Raw genomic sequence first — 26,515 nt, forward strand, 5'->3', positions numbered from 1 at the left:
TGGGTCTGCACTGGCCGCACAAAGGGCGCGACGCAGGACCGACCTGGGGCCGGCCTGCATCACGCTCACTGCCTACGGTCAGCCCCAGACCAGCAGCCCGTTACAGGCATCACGAGCACAGCTCATGGCCATGTGTCGGTACTGCACGCTGCAATAGCTGTCGCCCACCTGGACATTGGTGGGGGCATAGCCGTCGTACTCGACGGCGAGCCACTCACCGTTTACGTAGACGTGCCATAGGGGAATCGGCTTACGCCGCACAGGCTTAGTCAGGAGGACTTGGTCTCGGCTGAGATCGATCACGTCACTTCCCCTTGCCCAGGTAGCCGCGTGCGCCGCAGTAGTTGCAGTCGAACATCTCGTAGCCGTCCATGATCATTCCGTTCCATACCTTGGGCGTGACGCTTATGACACCGCCGTTGTTGGATCGACAGTTACGGCGCTTGGGCCCCTTGGACAGGTCGTCACCGAAACGGTTCCGCTTCAGGGTGTGCTTCAGGAGCTGTACAGACATGAGTAAGCCTTTCGCGTGTTGAGTCACGAAAGGCCCGGACAATTGGCCTGTCCGGGCCATCGCTTATGGGTGTGCTAGATCAGGCCGAAGTAGCGGTGGGGCTTCGGGAAGCCGAACAGTCCGCCTTCCATTTGCCATTCGAGCCAGGCCAGTTGGTTGCGTTCGAACAGGACGTCAGACACGGCCTGTTCCGCCCACGGCATGGGGCGCTTCGAGTCCACCAAGTGCTCGTAGTCGTCGCAGAGTTCTTGCGTGGTCTTGGCAGCGAGGTGTCCCCGCATGACAGCCGCAGTCACGTATGCCATTTCGCTCTTTCCAATCACCGGCATCGCATGGACGCTTACCGGATTCCGCCACTGCCCACGCTGTGGGCAGGACGGAGCCCTGAGAGAGTCAGACGATGGGCAGGAGTCGCGTTCGCGGCCTGCGACGGCCGGGCGTGAAGCGGAAGGCGAGCCCGCGCCGGAAGTCCTGACGGTTGATCCGGAAGTGCTCCAGGAGCACGGGCGTGGACTTACCGCGCATGTGGGGCCGGACGTTGGCAAGAGAGCGGGTGCAGATGGTCAAGGGGGTCTCCTAGTAAAGGTTGGACATGCGGTCGGACTTGACCGCACGGAAGGCACCGGTCGCCTGGTTGCGGCACAGGTAGTAGCGCTCCCCCAGGGGGCCGCGCATGGCGCTACGGACGCGCCACACGCGACCGGAACTGTCCCCGCGGACTGCACACATGCGGCCGACGTTGTTGAACAGGTCGGGCGTGAACTTCACGATCAATCCCCTTCACAGATTCAAGTTTTACCACAGATTCAAGTTTTGAGGCATGGCTACTTGTAGCGAGCAGCCTTGCGGTACGCACGGATGCTCTCTCGGGCCCATGCAGTCCTATCCATGTCCCCCTGGGCCAGGGCCTCGCGCTCAACACCCATGCAGTACCGCAGCCCCCGCTTCGCTTCCTCGCGCAAGCGTTCCTGTGTCTCCGCGACATCGCGGAGTCGCACAACTTCCATGGCGGTCGCGTGCTGTGCCTGCCGCTCAGCCTCACGCTCCGCAAGCTGACGCTTGGTGTACGTGGTCTTGCCGTCCTCACGGCGTCCGATACCGCGCCCCTGGAGTTGCTTGGTCATACCGTTGTCCTTCCGGACACGCGGCATCACATTTCCGTCCTTATCGCGCGAGACGCGCGGGTACGGCTGCCCCTCGGCCTGGAATTCCGGCATGAAGGGAATGTGGTTCGCCTGCTCCGCCTTCGAGAGAGGTCGCCCCACTCTCAGCTCGGCGCCAATGCGCCGGAACGGCAGGTGCGGGATGTTCTCGGAGTACCCGCGCATGATGGTGGCTGCAACGTTGCTACCGGGGCGAGCAGTGACCGGCGCGGACGGGTAAGGCCGTGCCTCACGCTCACGCGCTTGATGAACTTCAATACGTTCACCGTCGATAGTGGCGAACCTGCGCTTAGGCGCACCAGCCGCAGCACGCCTACGCTCACTCTTGCTCATAACGGGAAGCGGCTTGTGGCCCCATTCACCCATGATGCCTCCTTTGTGTTACGGAGTGTTGAACATTGGTCAGTGAGCGACGGCCGTTTGACCGGCCGTCGCCCTACAGTGATGGCCCACACTGCAAAGGGAAAGAATTAATTCCGTACGGGCCGCGTGGTGTCGCGGCCCAAACGTCATCACGTGATCAGTCTCGCGCGTACACATCACTTAGTGTTGCGTGATGCTTAAACGAGTAGTCACGTTATTTTCTCCATTTGCCTAGCTCGTATTCAGTGATTCCCGCGCGGCTGGATACCGCGCGCCCTACTTGCGTCCCTACTAGCAGAACCCCATACCGGGCAAAGTAAAACCCGTGCGCGGCGTCACACCGCGAGAATTCCGTTCAGGCGAATCCACCGCCCTAGCTAGAGACACGCACGTTCAGCAGGAAACACCAAACGAGCTATGGAGTTTTCAAATGGGCAGTGGTCACCGTGGCGGATCACCACAGGACATACCCGCTTACAGCACTTCCCCTATCAGGGGTGTGACTCGCGTTGGGATACCGCAGAGGCCCGGCCCATACTGGCGCGGGGCATGCCTATTAGAGCCGTATAGGCCCGCTTTGTTTTTCATTCGGTAAGTCAGGCACCCATTCCCGCGCCTCACCCCGCTTAGCGGGTGGCGCCTGGAGGGTTTTGGCCTTTCCCTTTCCGACAAGAGAAACAATACCAGTCTCCCCCAGATTCAAGTAATTGGGCTTATTTAATACGTCGCTTATGCCCCTTTTTATATCCTGGAATGTCCATTAAATCCCGTGATCTGGGTCACATTGGTAAAACTCTCCGTAGTCGCGAACGGGCTTTCCCTACCGTGCGTGAGGGCAGGAATGAATTCACTGTGTGACCGTGCCATTACTCCGCATAGAAGTATTCACGTATTCATTTATGCGAATACATGGTAACGCTCGCTCGCATTCGAATGCCTATTTCTATCTGGTAAAGGGAGTACATATGGGGGTAATACTTTATTTCAATAAGGCTGGACCCACCGGGGGTACCTTCCTGCCATCGTGTACGGGTTTAAAGAATTGCCCTCAACGCCATTTATTTCCCCTCCAAGCCCATTTACAGCCCCTTTTTCGGTTCTGCCTGGTGCCGGCCAGGCAGCGAGAGGGGGCCTCGAAGGCCCTCAACGGCCTTGTCCTGCCTTGTCACATGGAGGTGTGGAAGGAAATAAAAAAAACCCCTCAACCTGTGACCTGAGTCTCAGATTGAGGGGTTCTCGTCCCGGATCGTCGAGTTTGACACCGACGTCTATATTGTAGGCGGTTGGGTATACACACTCCCAACCGCTCTCGCAAGCCTCACCCCTCCCCCAAAGGAGGGGCTAGATGCTATCCGACTAGGCCAGTCCTCTTAGCCATAGTCATCAGCTTAGGTCGTGCTCTCTGATGGATCACGAATAGCACTCGAATTACCTCTCTTGACATTGGATGAACCTCTGCCATCTGAGGAGCTATTGCGAATGCCCTTTCAAGGGCCTCTTCAGCCCCGGAATAGTTCTTCATATCGAGCCTTGCCCGAGCTATGTCGATGTACATCCGGCCCAGGCGACTCGGAGAGAGACTTGATGGAGGGCTCGACAGCAGAGGGGCACTCATTTCTGCTGCTCGATCAGGACTTCCCAGCTCGATATGGGCTGCCAGCTCGTATAGAGCCGTATTCCCCTGACCAAAGGTCAGGTTATGCCTCAAAACATCATTCGGAATGCCTTCAGCGAACCTTTTAGCCCTTTTAAGGTGCTCCTCGGTCGCATTCTTGTCCTTGTGCCGGGAGGCAAGGACGATTCCACGCAGGTGAAGGGAGCCCAGGGAGAGCGCATAGGCCGGCGAAGTGCCTGCCGCGCTCTCGTACTTGCTGATTGCCCGATCGATGATGGCTAGACCGTCGTCGTACTGCCCTGCGGACTGGTAGGTGCCGGCCTCATTCCAGGCCGCGGCAACCTCGGCTTCAGGATTCCACGTCTGCTGGGCTGCCCAGGCTTGTCGAGAGACGATCATGTCGGCTAGATCGGGCTGTGCCATGCGGTGAGCGGCTGCGTAGGCGCATCCGTACACATCACTGACCTGAGTCCATGCGCCGGCCTCTCCAGAGGACGACAGGGCGGTTGCAGTGACCTGGCCCAGGAGCCGCGGGAGCATCCCGAGGAGTTCGAGGTAGTTGGTCTCTGCCCGCAGCTTCATGGCCTTGTCCACGTCGGCCGCCAATTCGGACGGCTCGGGGACGTCTTCCTTTGGCAGTGTGTACCTCCGTACTGCACTCCGGAGGTCGTTGAGGAGCTCGGCCTGCTCGGATGGGCCGAGGAACGGCTGTCCATAGATTCGCTGAGTGGGGACGCGCATGGCCTTGGCCAGGGCAGCGACCACGGGCAGGGTGACTGGTCGAGTCCCTACCTCGATCTTGCTGAGGTAGGACGCAGAGATTCCAGCCAACCGAGCCAGCTTGGTCTGCCCGAGTCCTCTTGCCTTGCGCAGGACGGCGATGTTCTCACCTGGTGCGGGAGTGCTCTCCATGCTCCCACTGTCGCACGCGCTCACCTCGACGTCCCGTCAGATGCGCGTTGGTCAGACGGCGTTGTGCAACGTCTGTGTTAACTGATCTTGGTCTTCCGTAGTTGGTTAGTCACATGCAGCGAAGGGAGAAGCGCAGTGGCAAGCGTGGCTGAGGAGCACGAGACAACGAGGGAGGAGGTTGACGCTTCACCCATCGACGTGAAGTTGATCTCGACCATCACGGACAGGGCGTTGGCCCTACGGCTCAATACCTCGACGCGTGACGAGATCATGGGGTTCGTTGATGTGCTTCACGGCTCGTTGAGTCTGCTCGTCGGCGAGGAGCTGGCCGCAGACAGTGACATGGTGGCCCTGGCGCAGATCCACAAGGCCAAGGGCTTCCTGAAGACCCGCTCGAAGCCCACGGACGTCACGCCTCCCTTCAGGGCCTACGCGTGGACAAGGGAGGCGGCCTCTCTCACCCGGCGTCTGCTCTGGATCTGGTCCGAGAAGAACGGTGTCGAGCACCCGTGATGAATGGCGTCACCAGCATCTCGCGGTTCGTAACCTTCGTGACCACCCGCGACCCGATAGGGGAACTGACCTGGCGGGCGGTCTGCGTCTCGGGCGATGAAGAGGAGTGTGGGGAGTCGTGCCCTGAGATGGGCACCGACGAGGAGGCGAACGAGTGGATGACCAAGCACGCGTCGAAGACTGGCCACCGTCGCTTCAGGCGCTCCCACAGCGACTACGCGATCGTCGAGCCTCACTGATGAAAGGCCGGCCGCTAGTCCGCGGCTTCTGTCTGCTCTGCCGTCAACCTGACCAAATGGTCCTGTGGATCGGCCCCGTTGAGGTGAACGGCATGACCGCCCCGGTTTACGCCTGCGAGCCATGCTGCGAGTTCGTGAGAGTGGTCGTCAGCCAGTACGCCCAGCAGCGGGACTTGCGTCCCGCCAGTTGACTGCCTGCAAGGCCAGGGATACGCCCTGGCCCCATAAGCCCCTTCCCTCTACCCCGGAACCCCAACCCCTGGGTAGAGGGGAGGTCTCAAGCCCCTCCCCCCTGCGGGGTGTCACCCCCGTCCCCCGCCGGGGGGAGGTCTGCAAGACCCCGAGGCAACCGCCTCGGGGCCTCTTAGAGGAAGGTGTTCGGTGATGGAGCCCCAGTTTGAATACAGCCCCGCCTTGCAGCTCAACTTGCTGCCGGACGGGACCCCTGTCATCCAGACGGATGCGATGCTCGGTCCGACGCTGACGCAGAGAAGTGGCGGCGGGCCCGCCCAGACGGACGACTAGTGAGAGAGGTAGCTCCCTAGCATGAGTGTATTGATCCTCACCAGCCAGGATGATGTAACGGCCGACATGGTGGTAGATCAGCTCACCAAAAAGAACCGAAGGGTTCACCGGGTAGCCCTTGATGATGACTTAGTCATCAGCGGGGCTCCTGGCAGTGTCACCATCAAAGACGCCTACCGCACTACGGTAAATCCCCGTAGCGTGTACTGGCGTAGGCCGGGACCGGTGAACTCTGAGCAGGGCAAGGCCCTGGTTGGTCTTCTCCGGGCCCTTCCTGAGTTGGTGTGGGTCAATCACCCTGACGCCAACGAGAGGGCTCGCCATAAGCCTTCACAGTTGGTAGTGGCCCAAGAGTGCGGCTTCGCTGTGCCGGATACCTTGATCAGCAATGACCCGGAAGAGATCCGCCTTTTCGGGCTCAACCACCCCGACTCCGTCCGTAAGCCCCTTCACCAGGGAGACGTTTTCATCCCCCTGGGCAACGGGATGATCCACCAACAGCAGATCCAGAAGAAAGCTGACATCCGCCTTACTGTGGTCGGTGGAAGCCTCTTCCCCTGCCGAATCACTTCCACACACCTGGATTGGCGTGGGGATGATGACGCCAAGTACGAGCCTGTTTCGGCCCCGCGGGAGATCGTCAAGTCGGTCTATGCCTTCGTGGAGAGGTACGACCTGTATTACGCGGCGTTTGACTTCGCGGTCTCACAGCCGGGGCGTTGGTACTTCCTCGAATGCAACCCTAACGGCCAATTCGGGTGGCTGGAGAGAAAGACAGGGATGTCAATCTCTCTAGCCTTGGCTGATCTTCTTGCAGAGGAACCCGGCCTACTCCAAGACCTCAGGGAACCCGGCGGAGGTCACCGAAGGTCGTCAGGGCAAGATGGGTGACAGCCCCTGACATGTAGCCTGGGAACCAAGAACCCCCCGCAGCTCGAATGCGGGGGGTTCTCTGTGTTTCCGGCCTGGTTAGGCGGGCAGCGGCAGCGTGGAGGCTGTCACCTTCTCAGAGGGCTTGTAACGGTAGTAGGTGGCCTGAGATATTCCCAGGGCCTTGCAGACGTCAGCGACGGTCACTGTCGTACCTCGGGCCTCAAGGCTCTCCCTGGTCTCCTGGATGCTGCGAGCCAAGGCAAGGTGCTTCCTCCGAGTCTTGGACTCTTCGTCATGCTGGGCCTTCTCCTCTCCAGTGAGTATGTCCTCAACGCTCTCAGACTCCTTCTCAACCTTCTCAGAGGCTTCCTCTGTCACCTTTGTAAGGCTCTCCAGCTCCCTCACGACAGCGGAGGCCCGAGAGACCAGGGTGAGGGACTGAGAGGCCAGGGAGGTAGTCAGTTCCTCCGACAGGTAGTCGATCATCCCCCGAAGCTCTGCCTTCTCCTCGTCGGCCGTCTTCACCTGAGAGGGCGTCTCTGCCATGTGCACCAGGTGCGCGATGGTGAGAGGCGGGACGCAGGAGACGGCTACCACCAGGAGCGCGGAAGTGGTCATGTAGCTCTGCTCGATGAGGTGAGAGATGGACTGCGCCGACATGGCCAGTATCAGGGCCATGAGAGAGCCCAGGAGTGCGGTCATCTGGCCGGGCAGCCGCATCTTCCGGCGGTAGGTAGCAATCGCCCCAGCCGAGAGGGCGTAGACGGAGAGGCAGACTGGCATGGCCGGCGCATAGTGCTCGGACCAACCGGCAGTCTTCGCCAAGGCCACCTCTCCGGGAATGGAGAGGTACAGGGCTGCCAGGCAGGCAGCCGGGAGAGCCACGTACAAGATCCCCTTGAGGTACCAGGGCAGGGCAGAGCTAGGCATGGGAGTGCCTTTCAGGTGCTGTGGTGGTGGGTTACTTGCGGAGGAAGCTGCGGACGTAGGCCGCGTTGTCGGCAGTGGCCTGCCGGGCTTCCTGGTGAGGGTCTGAGACCGGCTCGCCAGTCAGGCGGGCAACGGCCCGCTTCATCTCGGCTTCACAGCGCCGGCAAAGGTCCATCTCGACGCCCGCGGGGAAGGGTGCCTCACACTGCTGGCAGCAAGAGGCGTTGACCGGCTCCGGCATGGGTGCAGGCGCGATCTCTTCGTCCGGCCGGTTGTTCTTCAGCCGGTACGTCACCAGGGCAGCCGCGGAAGTGATGCTGACCGGCAGAGCACGGGACAGAGCCTTGATCATCTGGGGCTCAGAGATGCCGTCAGAGAGCCACTGGGCGGCCTTAGGGGCAAGCCGGGTGACTTCGGACAGGGAGAGCTTCAGTCGGGGCTCTACGGAGCCCAGACGGCCGAGAGCGGATACGGCTGTGGCGTGGGGGTTGGTCTCCTGGGGAGACTCCTCCCCCTCCTCGTTGCTGCCTGCCTCGCAGCCTTCCGGCTGCTGCTGCTGGGCAGGCTCAGGGGAGGAGGTTTTTTCCTGAGGGTCTTTTCCCTTGGGATAGCCGCCGACAGCCTGACCAGTCGGGGCACCGACCGTCGGCATGTGGTCAGTCGGGGAGTCAGAGACAGTCGTGATCGTCACCCAACGGCCAGTCTCGGGGTCCTGAATGCGGGACCGGCGGACGTATCCGGCCGCGATCAGCTCGTTCATGGCGTTGGAGACAGAGCGGCGTCCGTTGGGTACGCGGCTGGTGATGCCCTCAACCGTGGCTCCGTTGTCGGAGGGCAGGGAGAGCAGGTATGTCAGCAGCCCACGGGCCTCAAGGCTGAGGGAGCTGTGACGGGCGATCTGGTTAGGGATCTGGACGAAGGCACGTTCGTGCCGGGTACGCTGGACCTGCATCGAAGATCTGACCTCTTCGTTTGCGCTGACCCCTGCGAGGTTGCCGCCTCAAGGGGGTCGCTTTGTGAGTGGAGCTTGAATCTGGGGGAGACCGTACCATGGTCGCTCGGAGCTAGGTCAAGCCCTCATACACGGAGACCCCGGAGCCGGGGACGACACCAAGCTGTCGCGGCGCTTCACGCTGGCCGGGAAGTCAGACTCGGCGGACCACCACCTTGATGCGCCGGCCTCCCTCCCTGGGTGAGGGCAGGGGTGTCACGGCCTGAGAGGCTTGCCGTGTCTCTGCCGGTTCCTCAGCCCTCTGCCCGAGAGCGGACAGCGCCCTGAGAGCTTCCTCTTCTCCGAGCTGATCGACTAGACCTGTAATCAGCTCATGTGGATTCACTGGGACCACCGCTCTGAGACAGCAGTCATTGCTCCCTTGGGATCTTCCTGGACATCCTTGGCAGAGAAGAACACGTGCCCAGTGATCTCGGGGTACTTTGCGGCGATGTCTAGATGTTCGGTTAGCTCACCGGCAGACCAGCCCTCGTTGTTGATCTTGTAGAGGGCTTCACCAATCCAGAGCTGTACCCCGGTGCCTCGTACGGTCTCGGCCCACCAGGGCGCCAGGGCACTGTATGAAACTGCCTGGTCAGAGCGTTGTGCCTTGAAATACAGTTGCGGGCAGACGTAGTCGATCCAGCCCTTCCGGACCCAGCCGCGGGTGTCGGCATACAGATCGTCGTAGGTCTGCACACCCGCCTTCGTGTCCGAGCCGAGCGGATCGGTCGCGGCGTTGCGCCACACACCGAACGGGCTGATCCCGAACTGGACGTTCTTCTTGATCTTCTTGATCTGCTCGGCCGTCTCGCGCACCAGCTTGTCGGTGTTGTCGCGCCGCCAGGCGGCCTTGTCCGGGAAGCCCGCGCCGTACTTCGCGTACGTGGCGTCGTCGTCGAAGACCTGCCCGGCCACCGGGTACGGGTAGAAGTAGTCGTCCCAGTGCACGGCGTCGATGTCGTAGCGGCGGACCGCGTCCAGCATCGCGTCCTGGACGAAGCGGCGGACTTCGGGGATTCCGGGGTTGTAGTAGAGCTTCCCGCCGTACGGCAGGACCCAGTCGGGGTGCAGCCTGGCGGGGTGGGTGGCGATCAGCCGGGACGGATCGGTGTGGTTGGCGACCCGGTACGGGTTGAACCAGGCGTGGAGTTCCAGACCGCGGCGGTGCGCCTCCCGGACGGCGGTGCCCAGCGGATCCCAGCCGGGGTCCTTGCCCTGGACCCCGGTGAGGTACTGGCTCCACGGTTCGTAGGGCGAGGGCCACAGCGCGTCGGCCGTCGGCCGGACCTGGAGGATCACTGCGTTCAGCCGCCGGGCGACGGCCTCGTCGAGGTACGCGATCAGCTCGGCCTCCTGCGCGGCCGCGCTCAGTCCGGGCGCCGAGGGCCAGTCGACGTTGGCGACGGTGGCGACCCACATGCCGCGCAGTTCGCGCCGCCCCACATGCTGACCGCCCTTGCCCGGCGCTGCGCCCGTCCGCTCGGGGCCGGCCTGCTGGGACGGCACCGCGACGGCATCACCGGCCGTGGTGATCGTGCTCACCACTCCTGCGACCACTCCGGCCGCACCCGCCACAAAGCCTCTTCTGGCCATTTGCCGCATTTCGTTGCACCTGCCGTCTCTCCGTGCTCGTCCGTCGCCCCGGTATCCGGGCGTGACGCAGAGCATGCCCGCCCCGGCCCGCGATGACCCCTGGGTCGCGGAGTAACGTCGGGGGGTCGGGGCGGGCACCGGAATCAGACGGGATCCTGCGACACGGAGAACAGCGAAAGGCACGAGGTGACGGACTCTATGGCCGACATTGCACGCGTCGGAGTGGTGGGCTGTGGCCAGATGGGCGCGGGTATCGCGGAAGTGTGCGCCCGCAGCGGTCTTGAGGTCAAGGTGGCCGAGACCACCGGCGAGGCGCTGGAGATCGGCCGCACCCGGCTGCACAACTCCCTCTCGAAAGCCGCCGAACGCGGCAAGATCACTCCGGAGGAGCGCGACGAGACACTGGCTCGTCTGAGCTTCACCACCGACCTCGGAGAGTTCGCCGACCGCGATCTCGTCATCGAGGCCGTCGTGGAGAACGAGCAGGTCAAGACCGAGATCTTCCAGGTACTCGACCAGGTGGTGACCCGGCAGGACGCGATCCTTGCCTCGAACACCTCTTCCATCCCGCTGGTGAAGCTGGCCGTGGCGACCTCGCGCCCGGACCAGGTCATCGGCATCCACTTCTTCAACCCGGCCCCGGTGCAGAAGCTCGTCGAGCTGATCCCCGCGCTGACGACGTCCGACGAGACGGTGAATCGCTCCGAGGCCCTGGTGCAGGACGTCCTCGGCAAGCACCCGATCCGTGCCCAGGACCGCTCCGGCTTCGTCGTCAACGCGCTGCTCATTCCGTATCTGCTCTCCGCGATCCGGATGTTCGAGTCGGGAATCGCCAGCCGCGAGGACATCGACAACGGCATGGAGCTCGGCTGCGCCCACCCGATGGGCCCGCTCAAGCTCTCCGACCTGATCGGTCTCGACACTGTGGCCTCGGTCGCCGACTCGATGTACGCGGAGTTCAAGGAGCCGCTGTACGCCGCTCCCCCGCTGCTCCAGCGGATGGTGGACGCGGGCCGCCTCGGCCGCAAGACGGGCTCGGGCTTCTACCCGTACTCCTGATCCGTCACTCATGGCCCTGCGGGGCCGGCCGGGAAACCCCCGGTCGGCCCCGTTCGCGGCGGTGCGCGCAATGCCCCGTCGATCAGTTCGGCGGCGCTGCCCGCGTCGGCGCAGCCGCTCGCGACCAGATCCTCGCGCACCGCGCGCAGCCGGTCACGCAGCCGCTGCGACTCCATGCCCCTGGCCCGCTCCGCCATCTCCACGGCCGTGGCCGCCGCCCGGTCCGCCTCGCCCTGACGCAGCTCGATATGGGTCAGCATGGCCAGACGGTGCACCCGGCCCCGGTCGTGCGCCGGAGTCCGTACAGCCGTCGCCGCGTGTTCCCTGGCCCCCGGCAGATCGCCGAGGCTGAGCAGGGCCTCGGCCACCTGCACATCGACCAGGCCCGGCTGGACGTACCCCGTCTCGTCCGGTTCATGGCCCGGCCGGATGCGTTCTGCCTCCGACTCGGCGCGCCGGATACACTCCCGGGCACTTGCGGCGTCGCCGATGTGGGCGTACGCCTTGGCCTGCATCGCGTACAGATCGGCGGCCAGCGCGGGAGTGATGTGCCGACCGGCGGCCCGTAGCGCCGCCTGCGCGAAGGCCACCGACTGCCGGTAGTCGGCGAGGAACAGCGACTGGTTGACCAGCAGGGCGATCACATAGCCGCCGAGCCCCCGGTCCCCGCTCGCCTTGGCCAGCCTCAGCGCCTGGTGGAAGTAGCGCTGGGCGAGCCCGTGCGCGTCGGAGTCGTATGCGCAGATGCCCGCAATCGCCACCAGCCCGCCCGTCGCCCGGTGCAGTTGGCGCCCCATCGCGTCGCTGTAGCCGCCGCGCAGCAGCGGGGCGGTCTCGGCGTTGAGGAAGCCGACGATGCGGGACCGGGTCGCGATTCCGCCTGCCCTGCGGTACATCAGTTCGTAGTGTGCACGGGCCGCGCGCAGGGTCACTATGTCCGCCATGCTGACCCGGGTCGTGCCGCTACGGGAGACATCGACGTCCTCCGGCGGGTTCTCCCACTCCCAGACAGGCATCACCGCAGTGGTGCCCGTGACGGCGGCCGAGGCGAGTATGTGCGGGCGCTGCTGTTCGTCGGAGCGCCACAGTGCGGTGGCCCGCTCCACGAACCCGCTGAGTGTGGATCCGGGCCCGGCCGCGCCGGCGCCCGGGGTCGCCATGCCGATGTCGTCCAGCGAAAGAGGCCTGTTCAGCCGCTTCCCGAGCACTTCACAGATCAGGTCCGGCACCTGGCCGCGCGGGCGCTGCCCCTTCAACCAGCGGGCCACCGCGGTGTGTTCATACCGCAGGCACAGTCCGCGGGAGCTGCCGGCCCGGTTGATGTGCACCGCGAGGCCCGCCCGGGAGACGCCCGCCTCCTCGATCAGGGCCTCCAGCAGAATGTTGGGCTCCGTTGCCCCCATGCGCCCCTCCGGTGGTTCGGCACGCCGAGGCGTGCCGAACCAGTTGAGCACGATTCACACGGGGTGTGAACGGAGTGCCCGAACCGTCCCGCTGCGCGCTCTGTTGCGCCGGAGTGCGGATCGGTTGAATGAGTCGCCTCGCAAGAGGCGGCCGGGTCGTCGGCTCCCCCTCGTACAGTCGACGACCCGCACCCGCGCCCGTCCGTCTCCGCCGGCCTGCCCGACCCTCCGTGGCGGCGTGGACGGCGCAGGGAACGCCCACGAGCGGTTCGGTCCGCTCGGCGAGTACGGAAGGGGCGTATCCGGTCACCGGATACGCCCCTTCATCATGCTTGTGGTGCGCGAGGCATCACGCGCCCCGCAGCACCGCGCCCGTCCGCTCGGCGGCCAGCGCCACCGCCGCGTCGCGGGCGGCCGTGGCCTCGTCGACGGTCAGCGTGCGATCCGCCGCGCGGAAGCGCAGCGCGTAGGCCAGCGACTTGCGGCCCGCGCCGATCTGGTCGCCGGTGAAGACGTCGAACAGCCGCAGCGATTCGAGGAGTTCACCCGCGCCCGTACGAAGCGCCTGCTCCACCTCGGCGGCGGGGACGCTCTCGGCGACGATCAGCGCAACGTCCTGGGTCGCCACCGGGAAGGCGGAGATCCGAGGCGCCTGGAGCGGGCCGTCGACAGCCTGCTCCAGGACGTCGAGCTCGACCTCCATCGCGCAGGTGCGGTCCGGCAGGTGGAGCTCCTTGATGACGCGCGGATGCAGCTCACCGGCGTGCCCGAAGAGGGTTTCCTCGCCGTTCACCGTGACGTACAGCGCGGCGCAGCGGCCGGGGTGCCACGGCGCGTGCTGGTCGCTCCGGACAGTCACCTCGACACCCGCCTCACGGGCGATCGTACGAGCGGCCTCGATGGAGTCCGCCCAGTCGGCCGGGCGGCCCTTGCCCCACCAGCCGGCCTGCTCGCGGGCGCCCGCGAGGACGACGGCGGCGCGGCGCGGCTGACGCGGCAACGTGGCATTGAGCGCCGCGATCTCCTCGTCGGTGGGACGGCGGTCGACGGGCAGCCGTACGGCCTTCGTCCCGCCGTCGGCCAATGGGGTCTCCCCTGCTCGAACGGAGCTGGGAGCTTGGGGAATGAAGACCAGGCCGGTCTCGAAGAGCGCGAGGTCGTGGCTGCCGCGGCCGTCGTTGCGCCGCAGCGCGCCGAGCAGGCCCGGCAGCAGCGTGGTACGCAGCGCCGGCTCCTCGTCGGAGAGCGGGTTGACGAGCTCGACCGTATGGCGGCGGGCGTCGTCGGCATCGAGCCCGAGCTGGTCGAGCACGGCGACGCCGGTGAACGGGTAGTTCAGCGCCTCGACATAGCCGGCTCCGGCGAGCGCCCTGCCGACCCTGCGGTGCAGCCGCTGACGGTCGGTGAGCCCGCGGCCGGACGGCGGCGTCGGGAGGGTGGACGGGAGGTTCTCGTAGCCCTCCAGCCGGATGACCTCTTCGGCGAGGTCGTTCGGCTCGCTCAGGTCGGGCCGCCAGGACGGCACGGTGACCAGGAGCTCGTCCTGCCCGTAGACGTCGCAGCCGACCTGCTGGAGGCGGCGTACGACGGTCTCGCGGCCGTAGGTGACACCGGCCACCCGGTCGGGGTGGCCCGCGGGCATCGCGATGGTGCGGGGGGCGAACGGGGCACTGACCTCGGTGACCCCGGCCTCGGCGGTGCCGCCGGCGAGCAGCACCAGCAGGTCGACGGTGCGCTGTGCGGCGGCGGCCGCGGTCTGCGGGTCGGCGCCGCGCTCGAAGCGCTTGGACGCCTCGGAGGACAGCTTGTGGCGGCGCGCGGTCCGGGCGATCGAGATCGCGTCGAAGTGCGCGGCCTCGATGACGACCTCGGTGGTGCTGTGTGCACCTTCCTGGACGTCAGCGATCTCGGTGTTGGCTCCGCCCATGACGCCCGCGAGGCCGATCGGCCCGCGGTTGTCGGTGATGACCAGGTCCTCGGCGTCCAGGACGCGGACCGTGCCGTCGAGGGTGGTGAGCTTCTCGCCCTGCTGGGCGCGGCGCACCCCGATCGGCCCGTCGATGCGGGTGCTGTCGTAGGCGTGCAGCGGCTGGCCGAGCTCCAGCATCACGTAGTTGGTGATGTCGACGGCGAGCGAGATCGGGCGCATCCCGGCCTTCTGCAGCCTGCGCTGCAGCCAGATCGGGGAGCGTGCCTCGGGCCGCAGGCCGACGACGGTGCGCGCGGTGAACCTGTCGCAGCCGATCGGGTCGGCGACCTTGACCGGGTAGCCGAACGCGTTCGGCGCGGGCACGTCCAGGAGGGCGGGGTCGCGCAGCGGCAGCCCGTACGCGATGGCGGTCTCGCGGGCGACGCCGCGCATGGACAGGCAGTAGCCGCGGTCCGGCGTGACGGCGATGTCGAGGACCTCGTCGACGAGCTGGAGCAGCTCGATCGCGTCGGTGCCGGCCTCGTGCTCCGGCGGCAGCACGATGATGCCGTGCGTGCCGTCGTCGCCCATACCGAGCTCGTCGGTGGAGCAGATCATGCCGTGGGAGGTCTTGCCGTACGTCTTGCGTGCGGCGATCGCGAAGTCGCCGGGCAGGACGGCGCCGGGGAGGACCACGACGACCTTGTCGCCGACGGAGAAGTTACGGGCTCCGCAGACGATCTCCTGCGGCTCGCCGGTGCCGTTGGCGTCGCCGACGTCGACCGTGCAGAAGCGGATGGGCTTCTTGAAGCCCTCCAGCTCCTCGATGGTCAGTACCTGTCCGACGACCAGCGGGCCCTTGAGGCCGGCGCCGATCTGCTCGACGGTCTCGACCTCCAGACCCACGGCGACAAGCTTGGCCTGTACGTCACGGCCGGTCTCCGTCGCCGGCAGGTCGACGTACTCCCGCAGCCAGGAAAGCGGGACACGCATCAGATCTCCATCCCGAACGGCCGGGTGAACCGGACGTCACCCTCGACCATGTCTCGCATGTCTTCGACGTTGTGGCGGAACATCAGCATCCGTTCGATGCCGAACCCGAAGGCGAATCCGCTGTACTTCTCGGGGTCGACACCGCAGGCGATGAGCACCCTGGGGTTGACCATGCCGCAGCCGCCGAGCTCGATCCAGCCCTCGCTGCCGCAGGTACGGCAGGGGCGGTCCGGGTTGCCGACGGAGGCGCCGCGGCAGACGTAGCAGACCATGTCCATCTCGGCGGACGGCTCGGTGAACGGGAAGAAGTTCGGCCGGAGCCGGGTCTTCATGTCCGGGCCGAAGAGCGCCTGGACCATGTGGTCGAGGGTGCCCTTGAGGTCGGCCATGGTGAGGCCCTCGTCGACGGCGAGCAGCTCGATCTGGTGGAAGACCGGGGTGTGCGTCGCGTCGAGCTCGTCGGTGCGGTAGACGCGGCCGGGGCAGACGACGTAGACGGGGGGCTCGCGGTCGAGCAGGGTGCGGGCCTGGACCGGCGAGGTGTGCGTACGCAGCACGACACCGGACTCGTCGTTCTTGGCGCCGTCTGCGCCCTGGACGAAGAAGGTGTCCTGCATCTGCCGGGCCGGGTGGTCGGGCACGAAGTTCAGGGCGTCGAAGTTGAACCACTCCGCCTCGGCCTCAGGGCCCTCCGCGACCTCGTAGCCCATGGCCACGAAGACGTCCGCGACGCGCTCCATGAAGGTCGTCAGCGGGTGGCGGGCGCCGGCCGCGGTGCGGTCGTAGGGCAGCGTGACATCGACCGCCTCCTCGACCAGTACGCGGGCGTCCCGCTCGGCCTCCAGCTCCGTCTGGCGGGCGGCGAGGGCCTTGCTCACGGCGCCGCGGGCCTGGCCCACGCGCTTACCCGCCTCGGCCTTGGCCTGCGGCGGCAGGGCGCCGATCTCCCGGTTGGCGAGCGACAGGGGCGAGGTACCACCGGTGTGCGCGGTCTTCGCCTGGGCGAGCGCGTCGAGGTCACCGGCGGCGGCGAAGGCGGCGAACGCCTCGTCCCGCATGCGCTCGATCTCTTCCGGTTTCAGTGCCTCGACCTCGACTGGGTCGTACGACTTGTTCGGTGCCGACATCTCTTCCCGTGCTTCCGATTGGCTGGTACTGCGCTTGCCGGGGATACCCCGGACCCCCATGGCCCCGCTCGACGACTGGAGGACGCAAAGGTGCCAAAGGTCGAGTCTAAGGGTCACAGGATGTGTAGGAGGCCCGTGGGCTGCTCAGACCAAATAGGCCGGCGTGCTCACGGGCAGAATAAATCGGAATTCCGCACCGCCGCCGGGGCCACGGCCGACCGTGATCGTGCCGCCATGCGCCTCGACGATGCCCTTGACGATGTAGAGGCCCAAGCCCGTACCGCCGCGCTTGCTTCCCCGCCAGAAGCGGGTGAAGACACGGCCCATCGACTCCTCGGGGATGCCGGGGCCTTCGTCGCTCACGGTGACGGCCGTTCCCTTCTCGTCGCTCTTCGCGGGTGCGGGTGCCACTTCAATGGTGACGGTTCCCTCGCCGTGTCGCACCGCGTTTTCCAGCAGGTTGCCGAGCACCTGGTCGACCTTGTCCGGGTCGGCCCAGACCGCGGGCAGCGGCTGGCAGGTGCGGACGAGGAAGCGGTCGGGGGTCTGGCCGTTCGCGGTGAGTGCCTGGATGTGACGTTCGACGGCGGCAGAGAGGTCCACGGGCTGCCGTCGCAGCTCCAGCCGGCCCGAGTCGATCCGGGAGATGTCGAGCAGTTCGGCGATGAGCCGGGTGACGCGGCCCGCATCGGCGTCCACGGTCTCGAGCATCAGGCGCTTCTGGTCGTCGGTGAACCGTTCCCACTTGGCGAGGAGCGTCGCGGTGAAACCCTTGACGGAGGTCAGCGGTGAGCGCAGCTCGTGGGCGACGGTCGCGATCAGCTCGGCGTGGCTGCGTTCGGTGCGGCGGCGGGCCTCGGTGCCACGCAGCGAGATCACCACACGGCGAACGGGACCGGTCGGGTGCTCTCGTACGTACCGTGCGGAGACCAGGACCTCGCGACCGCCGGGCAGCAGCAGATTGCGCTCGGGCTGGCCGACCCGGGTGGCGAGGCCGCCGTACGGATCGGTCAGGGCCCACCAGCGGCGGCCCTTCAGGTCCTCCAGCGGCAGCGCGTGCTCCAGGGGGTGACCGAGAGCGGCGGCCCTGGGCACAGCGGTGATCCGGGCGGCCGCGGAATTGAAGCAGATGACCCGGCCGGCCTCGTCGGCGATGACCAGGCCGTCGGGGAGGTCCTCGGGATCGACGGTCGCATCAGCGGGTCCGAGGTCCGGTCCTTCGACCGGGTCGCCCGCCGTGCCGGGGTCCTCGCAGGCGCGCACGACGGCCGCGTGTGTCCCGCGCGGCCTGCTCATGCCGCCAGCCATATCCCGTACCCCACCTCTCGAACCGGTGCAGTGGGCCCCCGAGTCCGTCACCCTACTAGTGGTCGGTGACGGAGCGACACCCCGCGGGGGCGCTCTGCTGCGGTCCGGCGTTCGCGAGGTTCGGGACATGGCCTCGGTCGGACGACGACCCTGAAGGACCGGTCCGGTCCGGGAGGAAAGACTCAGTGGCGGGGGCGCTGAGCCCGCGCGGAGGCGTACAGGCAGACGGCCGCCGCCGTCGCCAGGTTGAGGCTCTCCGCCTTGCCGTGGATCGGCACCCTCACAACGGCGTCGGCCAGCGCCCGGGTCTCCTCCGGCAGGCCCCAGGCCTCGTTGCCGAAGACCCAGGCGGTCGGCCCGCCCATGGTCCCCGCGTCGAGCTCGTCGTCGAGGTCGTCGTCGCCCGCTCCGTCGGCCGCGAGAATCCGTACGCCCGCGTCCCTCAGCCCCCGCACGGCCTGCTCCACCGGAACACCGACGGCGACCGGCAGATGGAAGAGCGAGCCGACCGAGGCCCGGACGGACTTGGGGTTGTAGAGATCGACCGAGGCGTCGGTGAGCACGACGGCGTCGGCGCCCGCGGCGTCGGCGCAGCGCAGCACAGTACCGGCGTTCCCCGGGTCGCGTACGTGGGCGAGGACGGCGACCAGCTTCGGCTTCGCGGCGAGGATGGCGTCGAACGGAGAGTCGAGGAAGCGGCAGACGCCGATCAGGCCCTGGGGGGTGACGGTCTGCGACACATCGGCGAGCACATCGCTGTCCGCGAGGTGCACCCGGGCGCCGGCCGCGCGGGCTGCGGCGACGATGTCGGCGTACCGCTCCGCCGCCTCGACGGTGGCGAACAGCTCGATCAGCGTCGCCTCGCCGTCGCTGCCGCGGTGCTCGGCGGCCTCGCGCACGGCCTGCGGCCCCTCGGCGATGAACCTGCGCTCCTTGCCGCGGAAGTTGCGCTTGGCCAGCCGCCGGGCGGCGGTGACGCGCGGCGATCGCGGGGAGATCAGTTCGGGGGTGCCCATGGTCGGCGGCGAGCCTCTCTGCATACGGAGGTGACGGACGTACGGAACATGTCGTGCAACGCACCGGACCCGCAGACGACGAGCGCCTGCGGGTCCGGCTCAGAAGCCAAGAAGTGCGACCTGGATCAGGCGGCCTTCGGGGCGTTGACGTCGCTCGGAAGGGCCTTCTGGGCAACCTCGACGAGGGCGGCGAACGCGTTGGGGTCGTTGACCGCGAGCTCGGCCAGGATCTTGCGGTCCACCTCGATGTTGGCGGCCTTCAGACCCTGGATGAGGCGGTTGTACGTCATGCCGTTCTGGCGGGCAGCGGCGTTGATGCGCTGGATCCACAGCTGACGGAAGTCGCCCTTGCGCTTCTTGCGGTCGTTGTAGTTGTAGACGAGGGAGTGGGTGACCTGCTCCTTCGCCTTGCGGTACAGGCGGGAGCGCTGGCCCCGGTAACCGCTGGCCTGCTCGAGGATTGCCCGGCGCTTCTTGTGGGCGTTTACTGCCCGCTTGACGCGTGCCACTTTTTAACTCCTTGTAGCGGGGCCGTGGTTGGACTCACACGGCCCGGAAACGAATTGGTCCCGGTCTGAGTCGAGGTCGCCGCCCACGGATTCACCGAAGGCTGCGGACTCACTTGCCGAGAAGCTTCTTGACCTTCTTGGCGTCAGCCGGGGCCAGCTCGACCGTGCCGGTCAGCGAGCGGGTCTTCTTGGACGACTTGTGCTCCAGAAGGTGGCGCTTGCCGGCGCGCTCACGGATCACCTTGCCGGAGCCGGTGATCTTGAAGCGCTTGCTGGCACCGCTGTGCGTCTTGTTCTTCGGCATCGCGCCGTTCTCTCCTCGTCAGTGGCGCCCCTCTCGGTGCGGGCACCGGACAGCAGGGGCGTCAGATCTTGGTGGGGATTCCGGGGAGACCCGGGGCCGCCTGGATGGCAGCCCTTGGGGTCACGCCTCGGAAGGTGTCTCGGGCTGCGCTTCGGCAGCCGTGCCCGCAGCTTCGGCATCGGGAGTGGAACCCTGACGCCCCGCCTTGCGGGCGGCCTGGGCCTCGCGGGCCTCGGCCATGGCTTCGGTCTTCTTCTTGTGCGGGCCCAGAACCATGATCATGTTCCGGCCGTCCTGCTTCGGGTTGGACTCGATGAAGCCGAGTTCCTCCACGTCCGAAGCGAGACGCTGGAGCAGTCGGAAGCCCAGCTCGGGGCGGGACTGCTCACGACCACGGAACATGATCGTGATCTTGACCTTGTCGCCCTGCTTGAGGAACCGGACGACGTGACCCTTCTTGGTGTCATAGTCGTGCGGGTCGATCTTCGGCCGGAGCTTCATCTCCTTGATGACCGTGTGCGCCTGGTTCTTGCGCGCCTCACGGGCCTTCATGGCCGACTCGTACTTGAACTTCCCGTAGTCCATGAGCTTGCACACGGGCGGACGGGCGGTCGCCGCCACCTCGACCAGGTCGAGGTCGTACTCCTGTGCGAGTTCCAGGGCCTTGGCAAGCGGAACAATCCCGACCTGCTCGCCGCTGGGACCGACAAGTCGCACCTCGGGAACGCGAATCCGGTCGTTGATGCGGGGCTCGGCGCTGATGGATCCTCCTCGGTAGCACCACGCGGCCGCCTGGCGGACAGCCACGTAACGTCTGTTTCGTGAGACCAACCGCACGAGGGCCAAGAAAAATGCCCCGGACGGGACACAGGCGGGGCTCCTGGAACAACCGGAACACCGCCGCGGCCAACCGCGGGGCGCATCGGCGGCTCCATCGTCCGTACGGAACGATGGGCGCCACCTGACCGGTGACCCGCTGTCCGAAAGGACAGCCAGGTGGGAGATCGGAGCCTCCACTTGTGGGCCGGGCACATAGCTGCCCAGCCGGTCGTTAGACAAGGCTAGCAGCTCCCCGGGGCGTGCGCTAACCAGCTGTCGCCCATCGCTCCCGCAGACAGGGCGGTACCGGAGTGGGCCTATCGTATGGCGCATGAGTGACGCGACCCCCACCACCGATTCCCCCGGCTTCGACGACATGGCCCGCGACATCGCGGAGGTGCCCGCGGTCGAGGTGATCGTGACGGTCGCGGTCAATCTGATGAGCGCCGCCGCCGTGAAGCTCGGGCTGACCGAGGACGGCGACCAGCACAAAGACCTCGACGAGGCCCGCAAGCTGGTGCAGGCGCTGGCCGGCCTGCTGGACGCCAGTACCACCGAAATCAGCTCCTTCCACGCGGCTCCGCTGCGTGACGGCCTGAAGTCCCTGCAGCTGGCGTTCCGCGAGGCGTCGCTTGTACCGGACGAGCCCGGCCAGGGCCCCGGCGAGAAGTACACGGGCCCCGTCTTCGGCTGAGACTGAGACCCGCCCGCCTTCCCCCATACGACCTCACGACTTCTCACACCGCCAGCCGGCCCTCCCTGCCTGTCCCCGGGCCGGGTGAGCCGGCTGGCGCACGAGGCCCGGACGTCGGTCCGGCCGACGGCAGCGTGCCCAGCGCCACCGCCGGGTTCGCATGGCAGCCGGCGTGGGGGTGGGGGAAGGGTCGGGTGGTCAGCGCGTGAACAGGGGCTCACCTGGCGTGGTCGCATCGGCGGGGAGCAGCGCCAGGTCCAGGCCACGCACCAGTCGGGCGCGCAGGACGTGGTCGGCCGCCAGCACTTCCGCAACCCGGCGGGCCACGTCGGCGGGGTTCGCACCAGGTGCGAGGACGAGGGCCAGGGTGCCGTCGGCCCGGCCGGGACCGAGGTGGGCGCGGAGCACCGCGGGTTCGGCGGCGACGGCGTCCCGTACCGCCGAGATGACCGCGGGGTCGTCCAGCGGATCGGCGCTGGTGCGGCCCTCGGCAAGGGCGAGCAGTGCGGAGCCGGTCAGCTCGAATGCGACCGGGCCGGCGAGATCGAGGACGACGGTGTCCGCCTTCTCGTGCGCGGCGGCCTGCAGTGCCTGGTGCAGGGGTACGGCGACGGGGCGGGCCTGCGGATCCCAGCGGGCCAGCGAGGCGGTCGAGGTGAAGGCGGGCAGGGCGCGACGGTCCCCCGCCTGAAGGGTGGGGACAGCCATGTCGCTGGTCTTCTCGCGACGCAGCCCTTCCCCCCGTCTCCCACCACCACCGTTGCCGGACGCTTCGCGGCTCGTCTCATCGTCCTCCGCCACTTCCCCGAGCACGGCGACGACAGGGACCAGGAGCCGGGCGCCCTTGAGAGCTTCGAGTACCGGGCCGATGGACTTGCGGTCCTCGGCCCAGCCGGCGAGTGCCGCGCTCAGGGCAGGGTCGGCTGTGCCGTCGTCGTCGGAGTAACCGGGGTCCGGAATATTCTTCAGCGCCACAGGGCGAGCGTAGTGCCTGGGGTTTCCTGCCCTGGCAACAGGTCGGCCCCAGCCGGTTCTCGGGTGCTGTGGTGTCCGGGGGCACGTCCCGGAACGGATTCCACGGCTCCGCACCCGTCCGCATCCGTGACGCCGATGAGCGGTGGGGCGGATGCGGCCGGGTCCGGGTGAAGCAGTACTCGGGCGGTGTTCAGCGCCTTACGGCGGCCGGCCTGTTGCCCCTGCCGCGCCACAGCACCACGGCCACTGCCAGCAGGACCGCTCCGAGGCCGCCCGCGGCGGGGGCGAGCCAGCCTGCGGGACTGCTGCCATGGTGCTCGGGGGTGGGGCCGGGGCCGAAGTACCGCTTCCGGTAGCCGGCCTCGGCGGAGTCGGCACGCAGGCCGGCGGGACGGAGCGTGGCTCCGGCCTTGATAGCCGCGGCGGGGTCGACGACGCCGTACCCCCGGGCGTCGTCACGGCCGGACGCGGGGGCGCTGCGGGCCGTTTCCATGAGCAGTTGCTTGATCTGGGCGGGCGTCAGCCCCGGATGTGCGGCGCGGACCAGCGCGACCGCGCCCGAGACGAACGCGGAGGCGGCGGAGGTGCCCCACTCCACGTAGTACTGACGGTCGGGGGCGGCGACGACTATGTCGACTCCGGGGGCGCTGACGGTGGCGTACCAGCGGCTGGTGGAGAACGCGGCGTGGGTGCCGTACCGGTCGACGGCGGCGACCGCGATCACGCCGGGGTAGGCGGCGGGGTACGAGATGTGGTCGCCCTTCTCGCCTCCGTTGCCCGCCGAGGCGACGACGACGGCCCCCTTCTTCAGCGCGTACTGGATGGCGGCGTCCTCGCCCGAGTCGGGGTGCGCCGACTCGCTGTCGTCGCCGAGCGAGAGGTTGATGACGTCGGCTCCGTGGTCGGCGGCCCAGCGGATGCCGTCGGCGAGAGCCGTGCCGCGGGACTCCCTGGCCTTGGCGCGGGCTGGGTCGGAGGCTTCGAGAATCACCCGGACCGGGAGAATCTTCGCCTCGGGCGCGATGCCCAGCACTCCGTCGCCGCCTCCTGCACCGTGGCCGTGACCTGCGATGATCCCGGCCATCGCGGTGCCGTGCCGGGCCCAGGACCGATCGCCGCGGCCGGCACCGAAGCCGATCATGTCCTTGCCGGGCAGTACCTGCCCCGCCAGGTCGGGGAGGCTGCCGTCGACCCCGGTGTCGACGACGGCGACGGTGATCCCCTTGCCCTTGGTGGTCCGCCATGCCTGATCGGTGTGCAGCGCCTGAAGGCCCCACTGCTGGTCACGGATGGCATCGGCGCTGGCCGGCGCCGCGGGCAGGAGCGCGAACGCGGTGGCAGCGCAGACCGCACCCAGGGCACGGCGGGTGCGGCGGCTCATTCCGGCTTCTCCGTGAGGTCGGTGATGGTCCGGCGCAGGCCGCGCTCGATCCGGTCGGCGATTCCCTTGGCGTCGTGGCCGAGCCCGGCCTGGGCGGCGGCCGTGGTGGCGTTCGCGGCCATCGCCTTGTCGACGGGTTGCGGATCGGTGACCGTACGCCCGTCGGCGAACCCGGAAACGGCGAACACGACGGCGGGCAGCTCGGTCAGTACGTGGACCGTCCAGCTGGCGCGCTGCCGGTCGCCGAACCCGGCGGCGACCGTGCCCTTGACGGGGTACGTAGGGGGCATCAGGTCGGTGCGCCGGTCGAGGTGCTGGTCGGTGAAGCGGGTACTCAGCGCTCTCATGGCCTCGGTGTCGCCCTCGGTGAAGATCACCCCGACCGTGGTGACGCTGCTGCTGGTGGCGTCGGCGTAGGTGGCGCGGAGCATGCGCTCGCAGCCGACCGGGCCGAGTGTCCTGGCCAGCAGCGGGTCCAGGGCCGCCTTGCAGCCGCTGTCCGGGGCGACGGCGACCCTGGTCCAGAGCCGGTCGGCGCCACCGGGTCCCGCTCCGTCGCCGCTGAGCGTGCGTGGGAAGAGGGTGTCCACGGGGACGCTGTGCCAGGCGGAGCGGCCCACGGTATAGACGCTGTGGGCGGCGGGGTCGGCCGAGGAGTCGCTGGTGAGCCAGGCGCCGGTGGCCGCGCCGCCGATCAGTCCGAGCCCCAGCACGACACAGACCGCGGCGGTCGCGGACCTGATGGGGTGACGGGTACGGATGGGGCGCAGCCGGGTGGTGGTCTCCACGGGTGTCTCGGGGAGCGGATGGCGGTAGGGGTGCGGCTGCTGGTACGGGTGCGGGCGCGGGACGTGCACCGGCCCGGGGGATGGTGGGTTCGCCCCCGGGCGTGGGGTGAGGTCCACGGCGCCGACGGGCCACCGACGGGTCGCGGCGGGCGGCTGCTCGGGGCGGGGCGGGGCGGTGGCAGGCGGGGTGTTGGCAGCCGCGGGCGCGGCGGGGGCGGGAGCCGGGGGCACGGGCCTGAGCCGAGTTGTGGTCTCCACGGGCGGGACCTCGGGCGCGGGCATCGGCCAAGGCGTCGCGACCGGCTTCGGATTCGGGTCCGGCTCCTGTCGCTGAAATGCGGGCATCGATACCGGGGCGGCCGGTCCCATCGGCTTCGCTGGGCCGGACATCGGCGTCGGCTCTGCGGGCCGTGGTGTATTCGGGCGCGGCACAGCGGGTGCGCCCGCGGAGGTCGCGGAAGGGGCCTGCACGGGGTGCGCGGGTGGCGGGGACGTGGGGCGGGGCGGGACAGGAGCGCGCTGCGCCTCGGTACTCATCCGCCCCCCTGGTCCTGTTCCGTACCGCGCGCGGATCGACGTCACAGGCAGGCCCGTTGGTTGCCGCGTGCCCGTCACTCTACGGGGTGGAACGGCCCCGGTGGGAGCGGGACGACCTGCCGCTGAACGATCTGCGCAGATCATCCCCCTACCCAGCGGTACGGCGGTCTGGCAAGCTGCGGCCATGACTGCCCGCGCCGCTGACCGGACCCGTTACAACCGGGCCACCGCCCATCTGGACGCCCCGATCGCCATCGTCGATCTGGATGCGTTCGATGCCAATGCCGACGACCTTGTCCGCCGGGCTGCGGGGAAGCCGATCCGGGTGGCGAGCAAGTCGGTGCGCTGCCGGACCCTGCTGGAACGGGTGCTCGCTCGGCCCGGGTTCGCCGGGATCATGTCGTTCACGCTGGCCGAGTCTCTGTGGCTGGCGCGGGCCGGTTTCGACGACGTACTGCTGGCCTATCCGTCGGCCGACCGGGCCGCCTTCACGGAGCTGGCCGCCGATCCGAAGCTGGCCGCCGCCGTGACGGTGATGGTGGACGATCACGCGCAGCTGGAGCTGATCGACGCGGCACGGGCCGGTGGCCGCGAGGAGATCCGGGTCTGTCTGGAGCTGGACACCTCACTGCAGCTGCTCGGCGGCCGCGTCAGGATCGGTGCCCTGCGTTCACCGCTGCGCTCCCCCGCCCAACTGGCCGAACTGGCACGCTCGGTGACGCGCAGGCCCGGCTTCCGGCTGGTTGGTCTGATGGCGTACGAGGGTCATATCGCCGGGGTCGGGGATTCGATCGCGGGGCGGCCACTGCGCTCCCGGGCGATCCGGCTGGTACAGGCCGCGGGCCGCAAGGAGCTGGCCGCCCGGCGGGCCGAGGTCGTGCGAGCGGTACGGGCGGTGGCGCCGGACCTGGAGTTCGTGAACGGCGGCGGCACCGGCAGTGTGCAGCACACGGCGGCGGAGCGCGCGGTGACCGAGATCGCGGCCGGGTCGGGGCTCTACGTACCGCGGCTGTTCGACAACTACACGTCGTTCACGGCGCGTCCGGCTGCGCTGTTCGCCCAGCCGGTGGTGCGCCGGCCGGGTGTGGGTGTGGTGACGGTCCTCGGTGGCGGCTATCCGGCGTCCGGGCCCGCGGGTGCGGACCGGCTTCCCGTCCCGTATCTGCCGGAGGGACTGCGCTACGACCCGCAGGAGGGGCCGGGCGAGGTGCAGACCCCGCTGCTCGGTGCCCCGGCCGACGATCTGCTGATCGGCGACAAGGTGTGGTTCCGGCACGCGAAGGCCGGTGAACTGTGCGAACGCTTCGACGAGTTGCAGCTGATCGAGGGCGACCACGTGACGGCGACCGTGCCGACGTACCGGGGCGATCTGCACCGTCCAGCGGCCTGTTCCCTTCTGTTCTGCCCGGTCCTGCACGATGTCGACGAAGGGCTTTCCGGTGGCCGCGTCGGTGTGGGC

General features: G+C 67.6%; 28 protein-coding genes. 7 read left to right on the plus strand and 21 right to left on the minus strand.

Annotation, left to right across the window (positions count from 1 at the left end; translation table 11 throughout):
• Positions 1-78 precede the first annotated feature (78 nt).
• From ABT115_RS08885 to ABT115_RS08915, 7 genes are all read right to left on the minus strand, one after another.
• A complete protein-coding gene (locus ABT115_RS08885) occupies positions 79-303 on the minus strand; it encodes a hypothetical protein (protein WP_351785724.1) in 225 nt (74 codons plus the stop codon).
• Between the two features lies 1 nt (position 304).
• Entirely contained in the window at positions 305-514 is a 210-nt protein-coding gene (locus tag ABT115_RS08890; protein ID WP_351785726.1) for a hypothetical protein, read from the minus strand.
• Between the two features lie 74 nt (positions 515-588).
• Complete coding sequence (locus ABT115_RS08895; RefSeq protein WP_351785729.1) at positions 589-819, minus strand: hypothetical protein; 231 nt, start codon at positions 817-819, stop codon at positions 589-591.
• 88 nt (positions 820-907) lie between these two features.
• Positions 908-1,081, minus strand: a complete 174-nt coding sequence (locus ABT115_RS08900; RefSeq protein WP_351785732.1) for a hypothetical protein — start codon at positions 1,079-1,081, stop codon at positions 908-910.
• 9 nt (positions 1,082-1,090) lie between these two features.
• Positions 1,091-1,282: a hypothetical protein gene (locus ABT115_RS08905; protein WP_351785735.1), complete on the minus strand. Its 192-nt coding sequence runs from the start codon at positions 1,280-1,282 to the stop codon at positions 1,091-1,093.
• A 56-nt stretch (positions 1,283-1,338) separates the two neighbouring features.
• Positions 1,339-1,842: a hypothetical protein gene (locus ABT115_RS08910; RefSeq protein WP_351785737.1), complete on the minus strand. Its 504-nt coding sequence runs from the start codon at positions 1,840-1,842 to the stop codon at positions 1,339-1,341.
• Positions 1,843-3,388: 1,546 nt separating this feature from the next.
• Positions 3,389-4,567 carry a helix-turn-helix domain-containing protein gene (locus tag ABT115_RS08915; protein WP_351785740.1) on the minus strand — a complete coding sequence of 393 codons (1,179 nt, stop codon included), beginning with the start codon at positions 4,565-4,567 and terminating at the stop codon, positions 3,389-3,391.
• A 144-nt stretch (positions 4,568-4,711) separates the two neighbouring features.
• On the opposite strand from ABT115_RS08915, the gene ABT115_RS08920 reads away from it, so the two are divergent.
• The 4 genes from ABT115_RS08920 to ABT115_RS08935 all read left to right on the plus strand — a co-directional run bounded on the left by ABT115_RS08920 (position 4,712) and on the right by ABT115_RS08935 (position 6,735).
• Positions 4,712-5,080: a hypothetical protein gene (locus ABT115_RS08920; protein ID WP_351785742.1), complete on the plus strand. Its 369-nt coding sequence runs from the start codon at positions 4,712-4,714 to the stop codon at positions 5,078-5,080.
• Positions 5,080-5,319: a DUF7848 domain-containing protein gene (locus tag ABT115_RS08925; RefSeq protein WP_502969049.1), complete on the plus strand. Its 240-nt coding sequence runs from the start codon at positions 5,080-5,082 to the stop codon at positions 5,317-5,319. Before ABT115_RS08920 ends, ABT115_RS08925 begins: the two co-directional genes overlap by 1 nt.
• Before the next feature lie 384 nt (positions 5,320-5,703).
• Entirely contained in the window at positions 5,704-5,844 is a 141-nt protein-coding gene (locus ABT115_RS08930; RefSeq protein ID WP_351785747.1) for a hypothetical protein, read from the plus strand.
• Between the two features lie 30 nt (positions 5,845-5,874).
• Positions 5,875-6,735, plus strand: coding sequence for an MvdC/MvdD family ATP grasp protein (locus ABT115_RS08935; RefSeq protein ID WP_351785749.1), 861 nt, complete (start codon positions 5,875-5,877; stop codon positions 6,733-6,735).
• Between the two features lie 78 nt (positions 6,736-6,813).
• Here the strand turns inward: ABT115_RS08935 and ABT115_RS08940 are convergent, their stop codons facing one another.
• The 3 genes from ABT115_RS08940 to ABT115_RS08950 form a co-directional block, all read right to left on the minus strand.
• Complete coding sequence (locus ABT115_RS08940) at positions 6,814-7,647, minus strand: putative transcriptional regulator (protein ID WP_351785751.1); 834 nt, start codon at positions 7,645-7,647, stop codon at positions 6,814-6,816.
• Between the two features lie 31 nt (positions 7,648-7,678).
• A complete protein-coding gene (locus ABT115_RS08945) occupies positions 7,679-8,599 on the minus strand; it encodes a helix-turn-helix domain-containing protein (protein ID WP_351785754.1) in 921 nt (306 codons plus the stop codon).
• A gap of 381 nt (positions 8,600-8,980) precedes the next feature.
• Positions 8,981-10,243: a glycoside hydrolase family 10-like protein gene (locus ABT115_RS08950; protein WP_351785756.1), complete on the minus strand. Its 1,263-nt coding sequence runs from the start codon at positions 10,241-10,243 to the stop codon at positions 8,981-8,983.
• Between the two features lie 189 nt (positions 10,244-10,432).
• Between ABT115_RS08950 and ABT115_RS08955 the strand changes: the two genes are divergently transcribed.
• Positions 10,433-11,293 (plus strand): 3-hydroxybutyryl-CoA dehydrogenase, encoded by an 861-nt coding sequence (locus ABT115_RS08955; protein WP_351785758.1) that lies wholly within the window; start codon positions 10,433-10,435, stop codon positions 11,291-11,293.
• An 8-nt stretch (positions 11,294-11,301) separates the two neighbouring features.
• Here the strand turns inward: ABT115_RS08955 and ABT115_RS08960 are convergent, their stop codons facing one another.
• The 8 genes from ABT115_RS08960 to infC form a co-directional block, all read right to left on the minus strand.
• On the minus strand, positions 11,302-12,696 hold the full coding sequence (locus ABT115_RS08960; protein ID WP_351785761.1) for an NsdA family TPR-like regulatory protein: 1,395 nt from the start codon (positions 12,694-12,696) through the stop codon (positions 11,302-11,304).
• Between the two features lie 349 nt (positions 12,697-13,045).
• Positions 13,046-15,598 carry a phenylalanine--tRNA ligase subunit beta gene (gene pheT / locus ABT115_RS08965; protein ID WP_351785763.1) on the minus strand — a complete coding sequence of 851 codons (2,553 nt, stop codon included), beginning with the start codon at positions 15,596-15,598 and terminating at the stop codon, positions 13,046-13,048.
• Positions 15,598-16,725 carry a phenylalanine--tRNA ligase subunit alpha gene (gene pheS, locus ABT115_RS08970; protein WP_351785766.1) on the minus strand — a complete coding sequence of 376 codons (1,128 nt, stop codon included), beginning with the start codon at positions 16,723-16,725 and terminating at the stop codon, positions 15,598-15,600. The genes pheT and pheS overlap by 1 nt, the downstream gene beginning before the upstream one ends.
• 144 nt (positions 16,726-16,869) lie before the next feature.
• On the minus strand, positions 16,870-18,033 hold the full coding sequence (locus tag ABT115_RS08975) for a sensor histidine kinase (protein ID WP_351785767.1): 1,164 nt from the start codon (positions 18,031-18,033) through the stop codon (positions 16,870-16,872).
• 182 nt (positions 18,034-18,215) lie between these two features.
• A complete protein-coding gene (locus ABT115_RS08980) occupies positions 18,216-19,049 on the minus strand; it encodes a TrmH family RNA methyltransferase (RefSeq protein WP_351785770.1) in 834 nt (277 codons plus the stop codon).
• Between the two features lie 125 nt (positions 19,050-19,174).
• On the minus strand, positions 19,175-19,558 hold the full coding sequence (rplT, locus tag ABT115_RS08985) for a 50S ribosomal protein L20 (protein WP_351785773.1): 384 nt from the start codon (positions 19,556-19,558) through the stop codon (positions 19,175-19,177).
• 109 nt (positions 19,559-19,667) lie between these two features.
• Positions 19,668-19,862 carry a 50S ribosomal protein L35 gene (gene rpmI, locus ABT115_RS08990; protein ID WP_351785775.1) on the minus strand — a complete coding sequence of 65 codons (195 nt, stop codon included), beginning with the start codon at positions 19,860-19,862 and terminating at the stop codon, positions 19,668-19,670.
• Between the two features lie 120 nt (positions 19,863-19,982).
• Complete coding sequence (infC, locus tag ABT115_RS08995; protein WP_351785778.1) at positions 19,983-20,669, minus strand: translation initiation factor IF-3; 687 nt, start codon at positions 20,667-20,669, stop codon at positions 19,983-19,985.
• 343 nt (positions 20,670-21,012) lie between these two features.
• Here infC and ABT115_RS09000 point away from each other — a divergent pair, with 343 nt between their 5' ends.
• Entirely contained in the window at positions 21,013-21,375 is a 363-nt protein-coding gene (locus tag ABT115_RS09000) for a DUF1844 domain-containing protein (protein WP_351785780.1), read from the plus strand.
• A 198-nt stretch (positions 21,376-21,573) separates the two neighbouring features.
• Here ABT115_RS09000 and ABT115_RS09005 read toward each other — a convergent pair whose 3' ends face one another.
• The 3 genes from ABT115_RS09005 to ABT115_RS09015 all read right to left on the minus strand — a co-directional run bounded on the left by ABT115_RS09005 (position 21,574) and on the right by ABT115_RS09015 (position 24,636).
• Positions 21,574-22,350 (minus strand): SseB family protein, encoded by a 777-nt coding sequence (locus tag ABT115_RS09005; protein WP_351785783.1) that lies wholly within the window; start codon positions 22,348-22,350, stop codon positions 21,574-21,576.
• Positions 22,351-22,540: 190 nt separating this feature from the next.
• The gene (gene mycP, locus ABT115_RS09010; RefSeq protein WP_351785786.1) at positions 22,541-23,731 is read right to left on the minus strand and encodes a type VII secretion-associated serine protease mycosin; all 1,191 of its coding nucleotides are present in this window, start codon (positions 23,729-23,731) and stop codon (positions 22,541-22,543) included.
• Positions 23,728-24,636 (minus strand): hypothetical protein, encoded by a 909-nt coding sequence (locus tag ABT115_RS09015; protein ID WP_502969050.1) that lies wholly within the window; start codon positions 24,634-24,636, stop codon positions 23,728-23,730. The genes mycP and ABT115_RS09015 overlap by 4 nt, the downstream gene beginning before the upstream one ends.
• A gap of 604 nt (positions 24,637-25,240) precedes the next feature.
• Here ABT115_RS09015 and ABT115_RS09020 point away from each other — a divergent pair.
• The coding region (locus ABT115_RS09020) for an amino acid deaminase/aldolase (protein WP_351785789.1) at positions 25,241-26,515 on the plus strand (1,275 nt) is incomplete at its 3' end.

It is taken from the genome of Streptomyces sp. NPDC001832 (assembly GCF_040297265.1).
GTDB lineage: Bacteria > Actinomycetota > Actinomycetes > Streptomycetales > Streptomycetaceae > Streptomyces.